The 13482-nt window shown below is 61.1% G+C and carries 14 protein-coding genes; 8 read left to right on the top strand and 6 right to left on the bottom strand.

Features of this window, described 5'->3' with window-relative positions; all coding sequences use genetic code 11:
- The first annotated feature begins 80 nt into the window (after positions 1–80).
- Entirely contained in the window at positions 81–914 is an 834-nt protein-coding gene (locus tag DZG07_RS16975) for an AraC family transcriptional regulator (protein WP_119818895.1), read from the top strand.
- 12 nt (positions 915–926) lie between these two features.
- Here the strand turns inward: DZG07_RS16975 and DZG07_RS16970 are convergent, their stop codons facing one another.
- From DZG07_RS16970 to rpsF, 5 genes are all read right to left on the bottom strand, one after another.
- Complete coding sequence (locus DZG07_RS16970) at positions 927–1250, bottom strand: YnfA family protein (RefSeq protein WP_119818892.1); 324 nt, start codon at positions 1248–1250, stop codon at positions 927–929.
- 350 nt (positions 1251–1600) lie between these two features.
- Positions 1601–2896 (bottom strand): cyclopropane-fatty-acyl-phospholipid synthase family protein, encoded by a 1296-nt coding sequence (locus DZG07_RS16965; protein WP_119818890.1) that lies wholly within the window; start codon positions 2894–2896, stop codon positions 1601–1603.
- Positions 2897–3051: 155 nt separating this feature from the next.
- Positions 3052–3627: a 50S ribosomal protein L9 gene (gene rplI / locus DZG07_RS16960; RefSeq protein WP_091912220.1), complete on the bottom strand. Its 576-nt coding sequence runs from the start codon at positions 3625–3627 to the stop codon at positions 3052–3054.
- Between the two features lie 211 nt (positions 3628–3838).
- Positions 3839–4087, bottom strand: coding sequence for a 30S ribosomal protein S18 (gene rpsR, locus DZG07_RS16955; protein ID WP_019170551.1), 249 nt, complete (start codon positions 4085–4087; stop codon positions 3839–3841).
- Positions 4087–4611 (bottom strand): 30S ribosomal protein S6, encoded by a 525-nt coding sequence (gene rpsF / locus DZG07_RS16950; RefSeq protein ID WP_091912218.1) that lies wholly within the window; start codon positions 4609–4611, stop codon positions 4087–4089. The genes rpsR and rpsF overlap by 1 nt, the downstream gene beginning before the upstream one ends.
- A 456-nt stretch (positions 4612–5067) precedes the next feature.
- On the opposite strand from rpsF, the gene DZG07_RS16945 reads away from it, so the two are divergent.
- A complete protein-coding gene (locus tag DZG07_RS16945; protein ID WP_119818887.1) occupies positions 5068–6720 on the top strand; it encodes a pilus assembly protein in 1653 nt (550 codons plus the stop codon).
- Positions 6721–6794: 74 nt separating this feature from the next.
- On the opposite strand, the gene DZG07_RS16940 is transcribed toward DZG07_RS16945, so the two are convergent.
- The gene (locus DZG07_RS16940; RefSeq protein WP_245429503.1) at positions 6795–8642 is read right to left on the bottom strand and encodes an LTA synthase family protein; all 1848 of its coding nucleotides are present in this window, start codon (positions 8640–8642) and stop codon (positions 6795–6797) included.
- A gap of 296 nt (positions 8643–8938) precedes the next feature.
- On the opposite strand from DZG07_RS16940, the gene fabD reads away from it, so the two are divergent.
- The 6 genes from fabD to fabF all read left to right on the top strand — a co-directional run bounded on the left by fabD (position 8939) and on the right by fabF (position 13455).
- Positions 8939–9880, top strand: a complete 942-nt coding sequence (gene fabD, locus DZG07_RS16935) for an ACP S-malonyltransferase (protein ID WP_119818883.1) — start codon at positions 8939–8941, stop codon at positions 9878–9880.
- A 57-nt stretch (positions 9881–9937) separates the two neighbouring features.
- Positions 9938–10675 (top strand): 3-oxoacyl-[acyl-carrier-protein] reductase, encoded by a 738-nt coding sequence (gene fabG, locus DZG07_RS16930; RefSeq protein WP_091912211.1) that lies wholly within the window; start codon positions 9938–9940, stop codon positions 10673–10675.
- Positions 10676–10873: 198 nt separating this feature from the next.
- Positions 10874–11191 (top strand): type II toxin-antitoxin system RelB/DinJ family antitoxin, encoded by a 318-nt coding sequence (locus DZG07_RS16925; protein WP_197716869.1) that lies wholly within the window; start codon positions 10874–10876, stop codon positions 11189–11191.
- A complete protein-coding gene (locus tag DZG07_RS16920) occupies positions 11169–11483 on the top strand; it encodes a type II toxin-antitoxin system YafQ family toxin (RefSeq protein ID WP_119818881.1) in 315 nt (104 codons plus the stop codon). The genes DZG07_RS16925 and DZG07_RS16920 overlap by 23 nt, the downstream gene beginning before the upstream one ends.
- Before the next feature lie 435 nt (positions 11484–11918).
- Positions 11919–12155, top strand: coding sequence for an acyl carrier protein (locus DZG07_RS16915; RefSeq protein WP_019170544.1), 237 nt, complete (start codon positions 11919–11921; stop codon positions 12153–12155).
- 37 nt (positions 12156–12192) lie between these two features.
- On the top strand, positions 12193–13455 hold the full coding sequence (fabF, locus tag DZG07_RS16910) for a beta-ketoacyl-ACP synthase II (protein ID WP_091912208.1): 1263 nt from the start codon (positions 12193–12195) through the stop codon (positions 13453–13455).
- Positions 13456–13482 lie beyond the last annotated feature (27 nt).

Genomic DNA, 13482 nt, shown 5'->3' with positions numbered 1-13482 from the left:
AAAACGCGCTCCACCGCAAAAACGATCAAACGGACGGTTTCGGAAACGGGCATATCGGGCCATTGCCTGAAGGGAGTGACATGGACCCGGTATCGAAAGCGCTCTGGTTTGTCGAAAGCCACTTTGCCAAGGAGATTTCGCTCGACGACATCGCCCTTGTCGGCGGCGTCTCGCGTTTTCATCTGTCGCGGGCCTTCGTCGCCGCGACTGGCCAGTCGGTCATCCGCTATGTGCGCGGCCGCCGGCTGAGCGAGGCGGCGAGGGCCCTGGCGGATGGCGCGCCCGACATTCTCGGCGTCGCGATCGATGCCGGCTATGGCTCCCATGAGGCATTCACGCGGGCGTTCCGCGACCAGTTCGGGCTGACGCCCGAGGCACTGCGCGCGCAACACCATCACGACAACATCGAACTCGTGGAGCCGATTATCATGTCCGACCAACCGACAGTTACCCTGGAAGAACCGCGCTTCGTGGAAGGCAAAGCGATGCTGATCGCCGGACTTGGCGAGCGTTACGAATACGACAGGACAAACAATCTGATTCCGGCGCTGTGGCAGCGTTTCAACGAATATGAAGGCAGCATTCCCGGCGCGGTGCCGAATGCCTGGTATGGCCTGTGCTGCAATTTCGACGACACCAGCTTCGAATATGTCAGCGGCGTCGAGGTCAAGGATTTCTCGGAGATGCCGAAGGAATTCAGCTGCGTGCGGGTGTCGCCGCAGAAATATGCGGTGTTTACCCATCGCGACCATATCTCGGCTATCCGCGGCACGATGCACACGATCTGGAGCAAGTGGCTGCCGGAATCGCAGTACAAATCCGCCGATGCGCCGAGTTTCGAGCGCTATGGTCCGGAGTTCGATCCGCGCAGCGGAAATGGTGGGCTGGAGATATGGGTGCCGATCAAGGAATGAGTATCTTGCCGGTCACGCCCCGCGCGGCGCGAACAGGATGATCGAGGCGCCGGCGACGCAGATCGCAGCACCAAGAACGTCCCAGCGGTCGGGGCGAACGCCTTCGGCCAGCCACAGCCAGAAAAGCGAGGCGGCAATGTAGATGCCGCCATAGGTGGCGTAGGCACGGCCGGCGGCCTGCGTGTCGACAAGCGTGAGCAGCCAGGCGAACAGGATGAGCGACACCACGCCCGGCACGAGCCAGAGCGGTGATTTCTCCAGCCGCCACCACGCCCAGAAGGCAAAGCAGCCAGCGATTTCACAGATCGCGGCTGCGATGAAGATTGGAATGGTCATAGGTGGGGCTTCCGGTTGAGGTTGGCGCTGCCCCTCACCCTTACCACAGCAGGGCGAGTCGCGGGCCTCGCCCGTCTTTACGGCAGGGCAATTGCATATGAAAATTGCGATGAATGTTGCTTGTGATAACCCCCACCCCTAACCCCTCCCCACAAGGGGGAGGGGGACTCCTGCGGCTGTTTTGCGACGCGAAACTATCAATGATCCGCGCCTTGCGAGGATGCCACAAGGTTTCCCTCCCCCTTGTGGGGAGGGGTTAGGGGTGGGGGTTCCTCATATGCGACAGCCCTGCCGTAAGAGGGCGCCAGTGGTAGGCGCGTGAAGGGGCGTGGACCTTACGAGAAAAAACCTTACTCGCCCGCTTCGGGAATTCGCCGCGATCTCTGCGGCTTCTTCACGGTCTCGGCTTCCGGCTGGTGTGCCGCCTCGTGCATGGAGAGGGCCTTCTCACACTTGCCGATATAGTCGCGCGTCAGCGGCACGATGTCGTTGCGGCGGGTGAGCTGGATCTGGAACACCATGAGGTCCTGCCAGCGGAACGCAGCTTCCGAGCCGGCGAGATAGAATTCCCACATGCGGCAGAAACGCTCGTCGTAGATTTCCTTGGCCCGCTCGCGGTTGGCCATGAAGCGCTCGCGCCAGGCCTTCAGCGTGTCGGCATAGTGCATGCGCAGGACTTCGACGTCCGAGACCATCAGGCCCGACTTTTCGATATGCGGCAGCACTTCCGAAAGGGCAGGGATATAGCCACCGGGGAAGATGTGCTTGCGGATGAAGGCGTTGGTGGCCGAGGGCGGGCCGCTGCGGCCGATCGAATGCAGCACCATGACGCCGTCGGGCTTCAGCAGCGTGGCCACCTTGTCGAAGAAGGTGCGGTAGTGGTTGACGCCGACATGCTCGAACATGCCGACCGAAACGATGCGGTCGAAACGCTCGGTCAGGTGGCGGTAGTCGCGAAGCTCGAAATGGACGTGGTTCTCAAGCCCCTCCGCATTGGCGCGCTCGGTGGCGACCGCATGCTGCTCGGTCGACAGCGTAACGCCGAGAACGTCCGCATCGAAGGTGCGGGCGAGATAAAGGCCGAGACCGCCCCAGCCGGAGCCGATATCGAGCACGTTCTGGCCGGGCTTTATGCGCAGCTTGGCAGCGATGTGCCGCTTCTTTGCGAGCTGGGCTTCCTCCAGCGTCATGTCCGGCCGCTCGAAATAGGCGCAGGAATATTGCATGTCGTCGTCCAGGAAGAGCTTATAGAGCTCGCCCGAGAGGTCGTAGTGGCGCTGCACGTTGCGCCTGGAGCGACCGGCCGTGTTCAGCTGATAGAAACGGCGGAATGCATGGCGCAGGCCTTCGACGGCTTTCGTCCATGACGCCTCGATGCCGCCCGGACCCATGTTCTGGAAAGCGATGCGCAGCACGCCGAGAATGTCGCCCTCAACGACGTCCAGTTCGCCTTCCATGAAGGCTTCCGGCAGCGCCAGCATGGGGTCGAAGGCGATTGCGCGTTCTGCATGGCGGGTGTTGATGACGACATGGACGGGCTCGCCGGTACTGTCGCCGAAAGTGTGTGTGGAACCATTCGGCCCGGTGACGGAGAGGTTTCCCGTGCGCACGAGACGGTCGATAATACGTTGAAGCAGAATGTTCATGCCAAGGCACCCGATGCTGATTCTAAGATGGGGTCGACATCATTCTGCGTCAAAGCGCCACGGCTGAAAATGTTCCAGCTTGTACAAAAAAGCCCGGGTTTTCACCCGGGCTTTGGTCCAGTTCACGAATGAACAATCGGTTTTTCAAACCGTGATCAGGCTTCCTCGCCTTCTTCCTCGTTCGGGTCGAAGAAGTTGTCGGGGCGGGCATTCTCGTTGATGTCGTCGCCGTAGATGGCTTCGGCCGAGTCCAGCTTTTCGCCGGCTGCCTGGCGCTCGGCTTCGTCGGCCGTGCGGGCGATGTTCAGCGTGATGGTGACTTCGACTTCCGGATGCAGCGCAATGGCCACATTGGTCAGGCCGATGGTCTTGATCGGCTGGTTGAGCTCGACCTGGTTGCGGCTGACCGAGAAGCCTTCAGCGGTGACGATGTCGGAGATGTCGCGGGTCGAGACCGAACCGTAGAGCTGGCCGGTTTCGCCGGCCGAACGCACGACGATGAAGCTCTTGCCGTCGAGACGATCGGCGATTTCCTGGGCTTCCGACTTGCGCTCGAGGTTGCGGGCTTCGAGCTGGGCGCGCTGGCCTTCGAACTTGTTCTTGTTGCCTTCGTTGGCGCGCAGCGCCTTGCCCTGCGGCAGCAGGAAGTTACGGGCAAAGCCGTCCTTGACCTTGACGGTGTCGCCCATCTGGCCGAGGCGGGAAATGCGTTCGAGAAGAATGACTTCCATGGTTTCGTTCCTTTTCGTTGTCGCCACGAGGGGCGGAAATCTGGAACAGGTCAGGAAGCAAAAGGGCGTTGTCGCCGGTGTCGCTGTCCTGCCTGTCGCGGCAGTTAGGGATCGTCGCCGATCCCAACTCGGGATTTTACTCAGCTCCTGATCCGCGCCCGTCGCGGGGGGAGAGTGTGGCGGGCGGCAAACCGCCCACCACAGAAGGCTATTACTTCACCACGTAGGGCAGCAGGCCGAGGAAACGGGCGCGCTTGATCGCCTTGGCGAGTTCGCGCTGCTTCTTCTGGCTGACGGCGGTGATGCGCGACGGCACGATCTTGCCGCGCTCGGAGATGTAGCGCTGCAGCAGACGCACGTCCTTGTAGTCGATCTTCGGAGCGTTGGCGCCGGAGAACGGGCAGGTCTTGCGGCGGCGATGGAACGGGCGCCGGGTCGGGATCTGATTGATGTCGACCATTATTCTGCAGCTCCTGCCTCATCACGCGGCCGGCGCGGAGCGCCGTCACGGTCACCAAAATTGCGCGGGCCACGATCGCCACCGCCATCGCGGTCGCCGAAGCTGCGCGGACCACGGTCGCCGCGGTCACGGTCGCCGAAGCTGCGGTTCGGGCGGTCGCCACGATCGCCGAAGCCGCGGTCGCCACGCTCGGAGCGCTCTTCGCGCTTCTGCATCATGGCGGAGACGCCTTCTTCATGAGCCTCGACCTTGACGGTCAGGAAGCGCAAGACGTCTTCGGAAAGACCCATCTGACGCTCCATCTCGTTGAGAGCGGCCGGCGGGCAGGTGAGATCCATAAGCGTGTAATACGCCTTGCGGTTCTTCTTGACGCGGTAGGTGAGGGACTTCAGTCCCCAGTTCTCAACCCGGCCAACGGACCCGCCATGCGAGGAGATGACACCCTTGTAGTGTTCCACAAGTGCGTCGACCTGCTGCTGCGAGAGGTCTTGCCGGGCAAGAAACACATGTTCGTATAGAGCCATTGTTCTTTGCCTTTCTTCGTTTCCCTGTCCGGTTCCCGGCGGCTAAAGCCTCTGCAACTTCTCTTGATCCTTCGAGGGCCTGTTGGCCACCTCAGGAGAAGAAAGGAGCATGACGAGACGGTCGAGAGCGGAGACACGGGAGGCGGAAGCACTTTTTGCTTCACACGGCGGCTTCCTTGCGGAAAACCTCCGGCCCTCCGTTCAGCCCCCAGCTGGGACCGGCAGATTGCGGGCGTCTATACAGCATTCTGGCTGGAAGGCAAGGGTAGGGCCCGATCGCCGATCTGGCCCGGTCTTCAGGCTCGAGGCATCCGACGCAGAAAATTGCGCGCGCTCTGCCAACGCATCCTTAACCACCGCGCGAAATTGCGGGCAAGGGTACCCCGGAAATCAACGATCTCTTCACTGTGTTCACCCAGAAATCGCGGTAATAGGGCAATCCGGGGGTACATTTAAATGCTCGTCACGCGGTTCTGGCGCTCGACCAGCGGCAACTTCGCCATGATGTTTGCCGTGTCGCTGCCCGTCATGCTAACCGGCGTCGGCTTTGCGCTCGACGTCTCCAACCTGATGACGGCCAAATCCAATCTGCAGAACGCGCTCGATTCGGCAGTGCTCGCCGCTTCCCGGCTGGCCGACAAGTCGACATCGCGCGACGATCTTTTCGACGGCTATTTCAAGGCCAACACAAGCGGCCAGGGCAACCTCGTCAACCCATCTGCTCATCTGACGGTGGAGCAGGGCGTCAACTACATCAAGACCACTGCGACGGCCACGGCCGATGTGGCTCTTAATTTCAGCTTCGTCTTCGGCAAGAACGGGCATCTCTCCGTCAAGGCCAGCGCTTACGAATCGACGGCGAAGCTGGAAGTGGCGATGGTGCTCGACAACACCGGCTCGATGGGCGACGCCAATATGAAGGCCCTGCGCGAGGGCGCAACGCAGCTCGTCGACATTCTCAAGCAGGCCAAGACGGAAAAGCCCGAGCGCGAAATCCGCGTGGCGCTGGTGCCGTTCGTGACGGCGGTGAACATCAAGGGCGTAGGCTTCAAGGAAGACTGGATCGACAAGCGGACGATCATTCCTGTGAACGACAAGAGCACGAACGGCGTGAATTTCGAGACTATTTCTGCTTCCGACAAGCGACGTTACGGCCACTGGGAACTTTTCAACAGGCTGGGTGTGACATGGAAAGGCTGCGTGGAAGCCCGCACTTCAAAGTTCAATGCGGACGGCACTCCAAACCTGATCACTGACGCTTTAAATCTCGACGACACGCCTCCGGCGAAGCTGGTCTACACCGCGGCCGATCAAACGGGTAACGTAAAACCCGAGACCGTGTTCGTGCCCTATTTTGCGCCTGACGAACCCGGTGCTGCAAAGGGTACCCCTAACAGCGCCACAGCGTTCAATAATAGCTACCTGAGCGACGGCAACAAAGCATCGACGAAGGCGGCGCAAAAGACGCAGCAAATGGCTGTGGCTAAATACTCCAATACCAGCATCAAGAGTACTGCGGTGATCAACACAGCGGCTCCGGCAACGACCGGACCGAACTATGCCTGTCCGACACCGATCGCGCCGCTGACTACCGATCTTGAAAGCCTCAAGACCGATATCAGCAAGATGGTCTACTGGTATGGTTCGGGAACGAACGTGTCCGAGGGACTGGCGTGGGGCTATCGCGTCCTGTCGCCAGGCGAGCCCTATGACCAGGGTGACGCTTTCAATTCGGACCAGACGTCCAAGGTCGTGGTGGTGTTCACCGATGGCGAGAACAACGTTTTCGGCGCATCCAGCGAACTGGCCAATCAGTCCGACTACGGCGCTTACGGATATTTCGACACCAATCGCATGAGCACCTCGACCAGGGCTGTTGCCTTGACCAACGTCAACACCTGGACGGACGCCATGTGCACGCGCCTGAAGAACCAGGGCGTCAAAGTGTTCACCGTCGTTCTGGGTGCCGACACGGCTGCAAACCGCAAGCTCTACAGCGGCTGCGCCTCGACGCCGGCGAACTACTATCCGACTAAGGATGCCACCCAGCTCAAGGCCGCCTTCGACAACATCGCTTATGCGATTACGGACCTTTACGTCACGAACTGACGGTTTTCTTCACGCAATTCCCGACGGAAAACCGCAGCGCGCTTTTCCTGGAATTGCTGCCGCCGCCGTCAGTCTCAGATCGCAGGCACCGGCTTGCCCGTCGTCTCGGGGAAGAATTCCGGTGCGGCATGGCGCTTGCCGAACATCATGTCGTATTGCAGCAGGCGATAGTCGCGGATCTCGGGGTCGATCTCCTTGGCGCGCGACCAGTCGGGCAGGGCCTCGTCGTTCGGGGTGACCAGCATGTTGCGGTCGACGACGCGGAAATGCTCGCGCACGCCACCGAGGAAGCCGGTGTAGTAGGGATGGCTGATACCGGCCGTCTGCAGCACATGCAGCGCCAGGAAGGCCGGGCTGATCGAGCCGATGTTTTCCGCCGGCCCGCTGCGGTTCGACCAGATCACCAGCGGCGTCTCATGCTGCAGGCTCATTTCGGGCAGCGGCGCCTTGCGCGGTGCGACCTGGTCTTTCATGAACCCGGTCTCGATATAGACCGGCCCCAGCGGCGGCAGGTGGTCGCCGAAGAAGGCGATGACGGTCGGACGCTCGCGGTTCTTCGCCCATTCGATCAGCCGCGCCAGGCCCTTGTCGCCGTCGGAGGCGCCCTCGGCATAGCTCAGCACCGAATCGCGCGCCGTCTGGCTGACATTGCCCGAGACGGTGTGGCTGGTGTCCCAATAGCGGTTCGGCTCGTAGGGGCCGTGATTCTGCAGCGTGACGGTGAAGATGAAGAACGGATCGCGCGTGGCGTCGGCCTGGCGGATGATCTCTTCGGTCAAGGCCTTGTCGGACACCAGCGGCCCGCGCGAGGCGAGCGGCGGCAAATTGTCGGCCGACAGGAACGTGTCGAAGCCGAAGGCCTGGTAGACGGGCGTGCGGTTCCAGAACCAGCCGCCGAAGGGGTGGATGGCCTTGGTGGCGTAGCCTTCGCTCTTGAGGAAGGTGGCGAGCGAGGGAATCGGGCTGCGCACATATTGCTGATAGGGAATGCTGCCATAGGGCAGGAAGGCGTTGGAGAATCCCGTCAGCGCCTCGAACTCGACATTGGCGGTCATGCCGCCGAATTCCGGCGAGAAGATATGGCCGGATTCGAGCGAGCGCACATTGGCGATGGGGTCCGGCGTGATTTCGAGGCCAGGCAGCCGGGTCGGATCCCAGAAGGATTCGTTCATCACGATGATGATGTCGGGCTTTTCGGCGGGTAGCACCGGGTTATCGGCCTCTGGCCGCGTGATCGCAGCGATCGCCTTGTCCGAATAGCCGGCGGGCGCCAGCACCTTTGCCATCGGCACGTTCAGCGCGAAGGCGATGGCGAAGCCGTTACTGTTATAATTCTCCTTCTGGTCCCACATGATCGGGATGATCTGGAGCCGGTCGCGCGCCCAGGAGAAGGTCGCGTAGTCCATGATCGAGCCGAAGAACACCAGAGCCGGCAGCGCCAGGCCGAGGCGTGTGATGCGGGCGCGCCACGACAGCGCCGGTATGCGGCGGCGCCAGAACTTCCAGGCGTAAACCAGCATGCCAATCGCTGCGATCGCCCCGATCACCATGAAAACCGCCGACATCGGGCGCTGTCGCACCAGAAGCGGCGTCAGTTCGACAATCTGGCGGGCATAGAGAAAGTCGGTCGGGTAGAGCGGATCGCCAAGATAAAGTGATTTCTGATGGCCGATGAAGGCCAGAAGCAGCGCCAGCGGCGCGACCAGCAGCAAAGCGTGATGCGCGCGTCCAAGCAGGGCGTCGAGAAATACCAGCACCAGCGCAAAGATGACGACGGTTGTCCAACCCGGCCGGAACGGCTGCTGGAAAAACAGCAATGTCTGCTCAAGCGAGCCGCGAACGATCAGTTCGACGCAAAATACCAGAAGTGCCGATATGATGACGGTAAGCGCCAGGGTTCGGGCAAGATGGAGTACCTGCACGCGGCGTTTTGCACGGCCGCCGGCACTCTCACACTCCGTATCCCCTTGTGCCACAGTAAGCCGATTTGACAACTCACGAACCTCGAACGCGAAACAAAACCGTCATCTCACTGTCATCGAACCGTCACAAAATCTAGCGTCTGTGTTCAAAATGGGAAGGCCGCCGGTAAATTACTGTTGCATTTTTTCATGTAGCGGCAGGTAGATAGCAGCCGCGCTTCACGATCTGTGGCCTTGACTCGGTCGGCTTTCCTGCGCCACAGGGCCTTTCCGAAAAACAAATCCGGGAGCGGGACATGGCCGTTGCATTCACCTTTCCAGGCCAGGGCAGCCAGGCCGTGGGCATGGGCAAGGACCTGGCGGAGGCCTTTCCGGAGGCTCGCGCGGTGTTCGACGAGGTCGACGAGGCGCTGGGCCAGAAGCTTTCACAGATCATGTGGGACGGCCCCGAAGAGACGCTGACGCTGACCGCAAACGCGCAGCCGGCGCTGATGGCCGTGTCGATGGCCGCGATCCGGGCACTGGAAGCGCGCGGCTTTTCGCTGAAGGACAAGGTCGCCTACGTTGCCGGCCATTCGCTCGGCGAATATTCGGCACTTGCCGCTGCCGGCACATTCTCGATTGGCGACGCGGCACGGCTGCTGCGCATTCGCGGCAATGCCATGCAGGCCGCCGTGCCGGTGGGCGAGGGCGCGATGGCTGCAATCATCGGGCTTGAGCAGGACGACGTGGAAGCCGCCTGCGCTGAAGCGGCGCAAAATTCGGTCTGCCAGATCGCCAATGATAATGGCGGCGGGCAGCTGGTTATTTCGGGCGCCAAGGCCGCCGTCGAGCTGGCGGCAAAGCTGTGCACGGAAAAGGGCGCCAAGCGCGCGCTGATGCTTTCTGTCTCCGCACCGTTCCATTCCGCTCTGATGGGCCCTGCTGCTGACGCCATGCGCGAGGCGCTGGCCGGCGTGACGAAGAACGTGCCTTCGGTGCCGGTCGTGGCCAATGTCGTCGTCCGGCCGCTGAGCGATCCGGACGAGATCGCCGCCCGCCTCGTCGAGCAGGTGACCGGCCGCGTGCGCTGGCGCGAAACGGTGGAATGGTTCGGCGCAAACGGCGTGACCACGCTTTATGAAGTGGGGGCGGGCAAGGTGCTTTCCGGCCTCGCACGGCGTATCAACAAGGAAATCGCCACCGCAGCCGTCAACAACCCGGCCGATGTCGATGCCGTCATTGCGGCGCTGGCCTGACCAAAAACCAATGACCCCACCCGTGTGAAGGGTGTGCTCTTGAAGGAGAGTCAAAAAATGTTCGATCTGACCGGCCGCAAGGCACTCGTCACCGGGGCAACCGGAGGCATTGGCGAGGCAGTCGCCCGCGCGCTTCATGCGCAGGGCGCGACCGTCGGCCTTCATGGCACGCGGGTTGAGAAGCTCGAGGCGCTGGCTGCCGAGCTCGGCGACCGCGTAAAGCTGTTTCCGGCGAACCTGTCGGATCGCGACGAGGTCAAGGCGCTTGGCCAGAAGGCAGAAGCCGATCTCGAAGGCGTCGACATCCTCGTCAACAATGCCGGCATCACCAAGGACGGCCTGTTCGTGCGCATGTCCGACGCCGACTGGGATGCCGTCATCGAGGTCAATTTGACGGCGGTGTTCCGCCTGACGCGTGAACTGACGCACCCCATGATGCGCCGCCGCAATGGCCGCATCATCAATATCAGCTCCGTCGTCGGCGTTACCGGCAATCCCGGCCAGGCCAATTACTGCGCCTCCAAGGCTGGCATGATCGGATTCTCGAAGTCGCTGGCGCAGGAGATCGCCACCCGCAACGTCACCGTCAATTGCGTCGCGCCCGGCTTCATCGAATCAGCCATGACCGAAAAGCTGAACGACAAGCAGAAAGAGGCGATCATGGCCGCCATCCCGACCCGCCGCATGGGAACGGGCGCCGAAGTCGCCTCGGCGGTGGTCTATCTGGCGTCCAACGAAGCCGCCTATATCACCGGCCAGACGATTCATGTGAACGGCGGCATGGCGATGATCTGAGGTGCGCTGATCTTCGCGCCATGACGGCCTGCAAATGGCATTTTCTGCGCATCTGTCCCGGATTGGGTAGCGGAAGCCAGATTCAACTGTAGGCCTTGATTGCATCTCATTTGAGATACATATTGTGTTGACAGCTAGCTGGTCAGGTCGCTGCGGAGCGACCCGTCCAGCGAGTTACCTGCTACAAGGAGTCTTAGCATGGCTGCCAACACCAAAATGATTCACGTTCGGGTCGATGATGACATTCGTGACGAGGCCTCCTCGGTTCTTGGATCGTTCGGTCTTTCGGTTTCAGACGCCGTTCGGATGTTTCTTCATCGTGTCGTCGTGAGCCAGAGCTTTCCTCTTGAACTCAAGGTTCCCAACGAAACAACCCGTGCCGCCCTTGCCGAGGCTCGTGAGATCAGGAAGGCAAGCAGGGCTCGCTTTGCGACGCCTGACGAGCTTTTCGCTGATCTCGACGGCAAGAAGGTAAGTTCTGCGGGGAAACAACTTGAAAAAGCCAAGCGCCGCTAGACGAGCCCCTCTTCCGAGAGCGTCTGACTATACCAAGGAATTTCGAAAAGACTGGGACCGGTACAACAAGGCCGGGAAAATGGATATGAATCGCGCCATCGAGTTGATGACGCTGATCATCCTGAAAAAGCCTTTGGGAGCAGAGTGGGCCGATCACGAGCTTTCCGGTAACGAGTGGAAAGGGGCGAGGGAAGCCCATATCGGCGGCGATTTTCTCCTGGTCTATGATGCCGATGACAATTTTGTCGAATTCGTCAGGCTCGGCACACATTCAGAGTTGTTCGGACGATGAAAGGCTGGGGTGGAACGTAAGGCAGCCCCGGTAGTTGTGCTACCTAATGCCGCTTCCGATGCTCATGGACCTGAATGTCCACTCCGCTTGTTGCCTGCGGCAACCCCATTTCAGCTCGCCCTGACCCGAATCTCTACACACCTCGCGCCACTTGCTTCACACGCCGCTGGGGTTATTGTTTCCGGCGGAGCCGAAAGTCACTTCGCCTGACTCGGGTCAGGCTAATTCTTAACAGGGTTCACGCCCCACGACGGCCAATTCAGGCGTTTTCGCATTGGACGCGGGCGTCTTTTCGTGTAATGCGGCCATCAACGCGGCGATTTCGGCAAACTTCCTGCCATTGCCGCTACGTTCCCGGGAGGGAACATCTTTCAACTTGATTAGCGGCAGTCGTGCCGTTAACGAAGACGAACAACAAGAGACGAGGATGCCCAAATGAGTGACACCGCAGAGCGCGTCAAGAAGATCGTTGTCGAACATCTCGGCGTCGAGGCCGACAAGGTAACGGAAGCCGCCAGCTTCATCGATGATCTCGGCGCGGACAGCCTTGACACGGTCGAACTCGTCATGGCCTTCGAAGAAGAATTCGGCGTTGAAATCCCTGACGATGCAGCCGAGACGATTCTGACCGTCGGCGACGCCGTCAAGTACATCGACAAGGCCTCGGCCTGACGCCTAGTCAGCAGTCAGCATTTCCGAGAGTATCGCTATGAGGCGTGTCGTCGTCACCGGCATGGGTCTGCTTTCGCCTTTTGGCGTTGGCGTGGAACATGGCTGGAAAGAAATCCTGAGCGGCAAGAGCGCCGCCAGGAAGATCACGGAATTCGAGGTCGAGGATCTTGCCTGCAAGATCGCGCATGTGATTCCGCGTGGCGACGGCAGCAACGCCACCTTCAGCCCGGAAGCCTATCTGGAGCCGAAGGAACTGCGCAAGATCGGCGACTTCATCCTTTACGGGATTGCGGCCGCCGATGAAGCGCTCAAGGATTCCGGCTGGGAACCCAAGACCCCCGAGGAACAGCACGCCACCGGCGTGATGATCGGTTCCGGCATCGGCGGCATCGAGGGCATCGCGGAAAATGCGCTCATTCTCAAGGAGCGTGGGCCGCGCCGCATCAGCCCCTTCTTCATTCCCGGGCAGATCATCAATCTGGTCTCCGGCCAGGTCTCCATCCGGCACGGGCTGAAGGGCCCGAATCACGCCGTGGTGACCGCCTGCTCGACGGGCGCACATGCCATCGGCGACGCGGCCCGGCTGATCATATTCGGCGATGCCGACGTGATGCTGGCCGGCGGTGCCGAAGCGCCCGTGACGCGGCTTTCGCTTGCCGGTTTCGCCGCCTGCAAGGCGCTTTCCACCGATCGCAACGACACGCCCGAACAGGCTTCACGCCCCTATGACCGCGACCGCGATGGTTTCGTCATGGGCGAGGGCGCCGGTGTCGTGGTGCTCGAAGAGCTCGAGCACGCAAAGGCGCGCGGCGCCAAGATTTATGCCGAGGTGACGGGTTACGGCCTGACCGGCGATGCCTACCACATCACGGCTCCGGCCGAGGACGGCGATGGCGCTTTCCGCTGCATGACCGCTGCGCTCAAACGCGCCAACCTGCAGCCGGCGGATGTCGACTACATCAACGCCCACGGCACATCGACCATGGCCGACACGATCGAGCTTGGCGCGGTCGAGCGGCTGGTCGGCAATGCTGCGTCGAAGATTTCGATGTCGTCGACGAAGTCGGCGATCGGCCACCTTTTGGGTGCGGCCGGTGCCGCCGAGGCGATCTTTTCGGTGCTTGCCATTCGCGACAACATCGCGCCGCCGACGATCAATCTGGACAATCCAGAACGCGAAACGGCAATCGACCTCGTGCCGAACAAGGCGCGCGAGCGCCAGATCGATGTAGCGCTGTCCAATTCCTTTGGTTTCGGCGGAACGAATGCGTCGCTGGTTTTCCAGCGCTATAACGGCTGACGGCTGCCAAATAGGGCCGTTTCGCCG

This window comes from Mesorhizobium sp. DCY119 (assembly GCF_003590645.1).
Classification (GTDB): domain Bacteria; phylum Pseudomonadota; class Alphaproteobacteria; order Rhizobiales; family Rhizobiaceae; genus Mesorhizobium_M.
The sequence above is the reverse complement of the archived record's forward strand: the minus strand, read 5'-3'. Positions and strand labels throughout refer to the sequence as shown.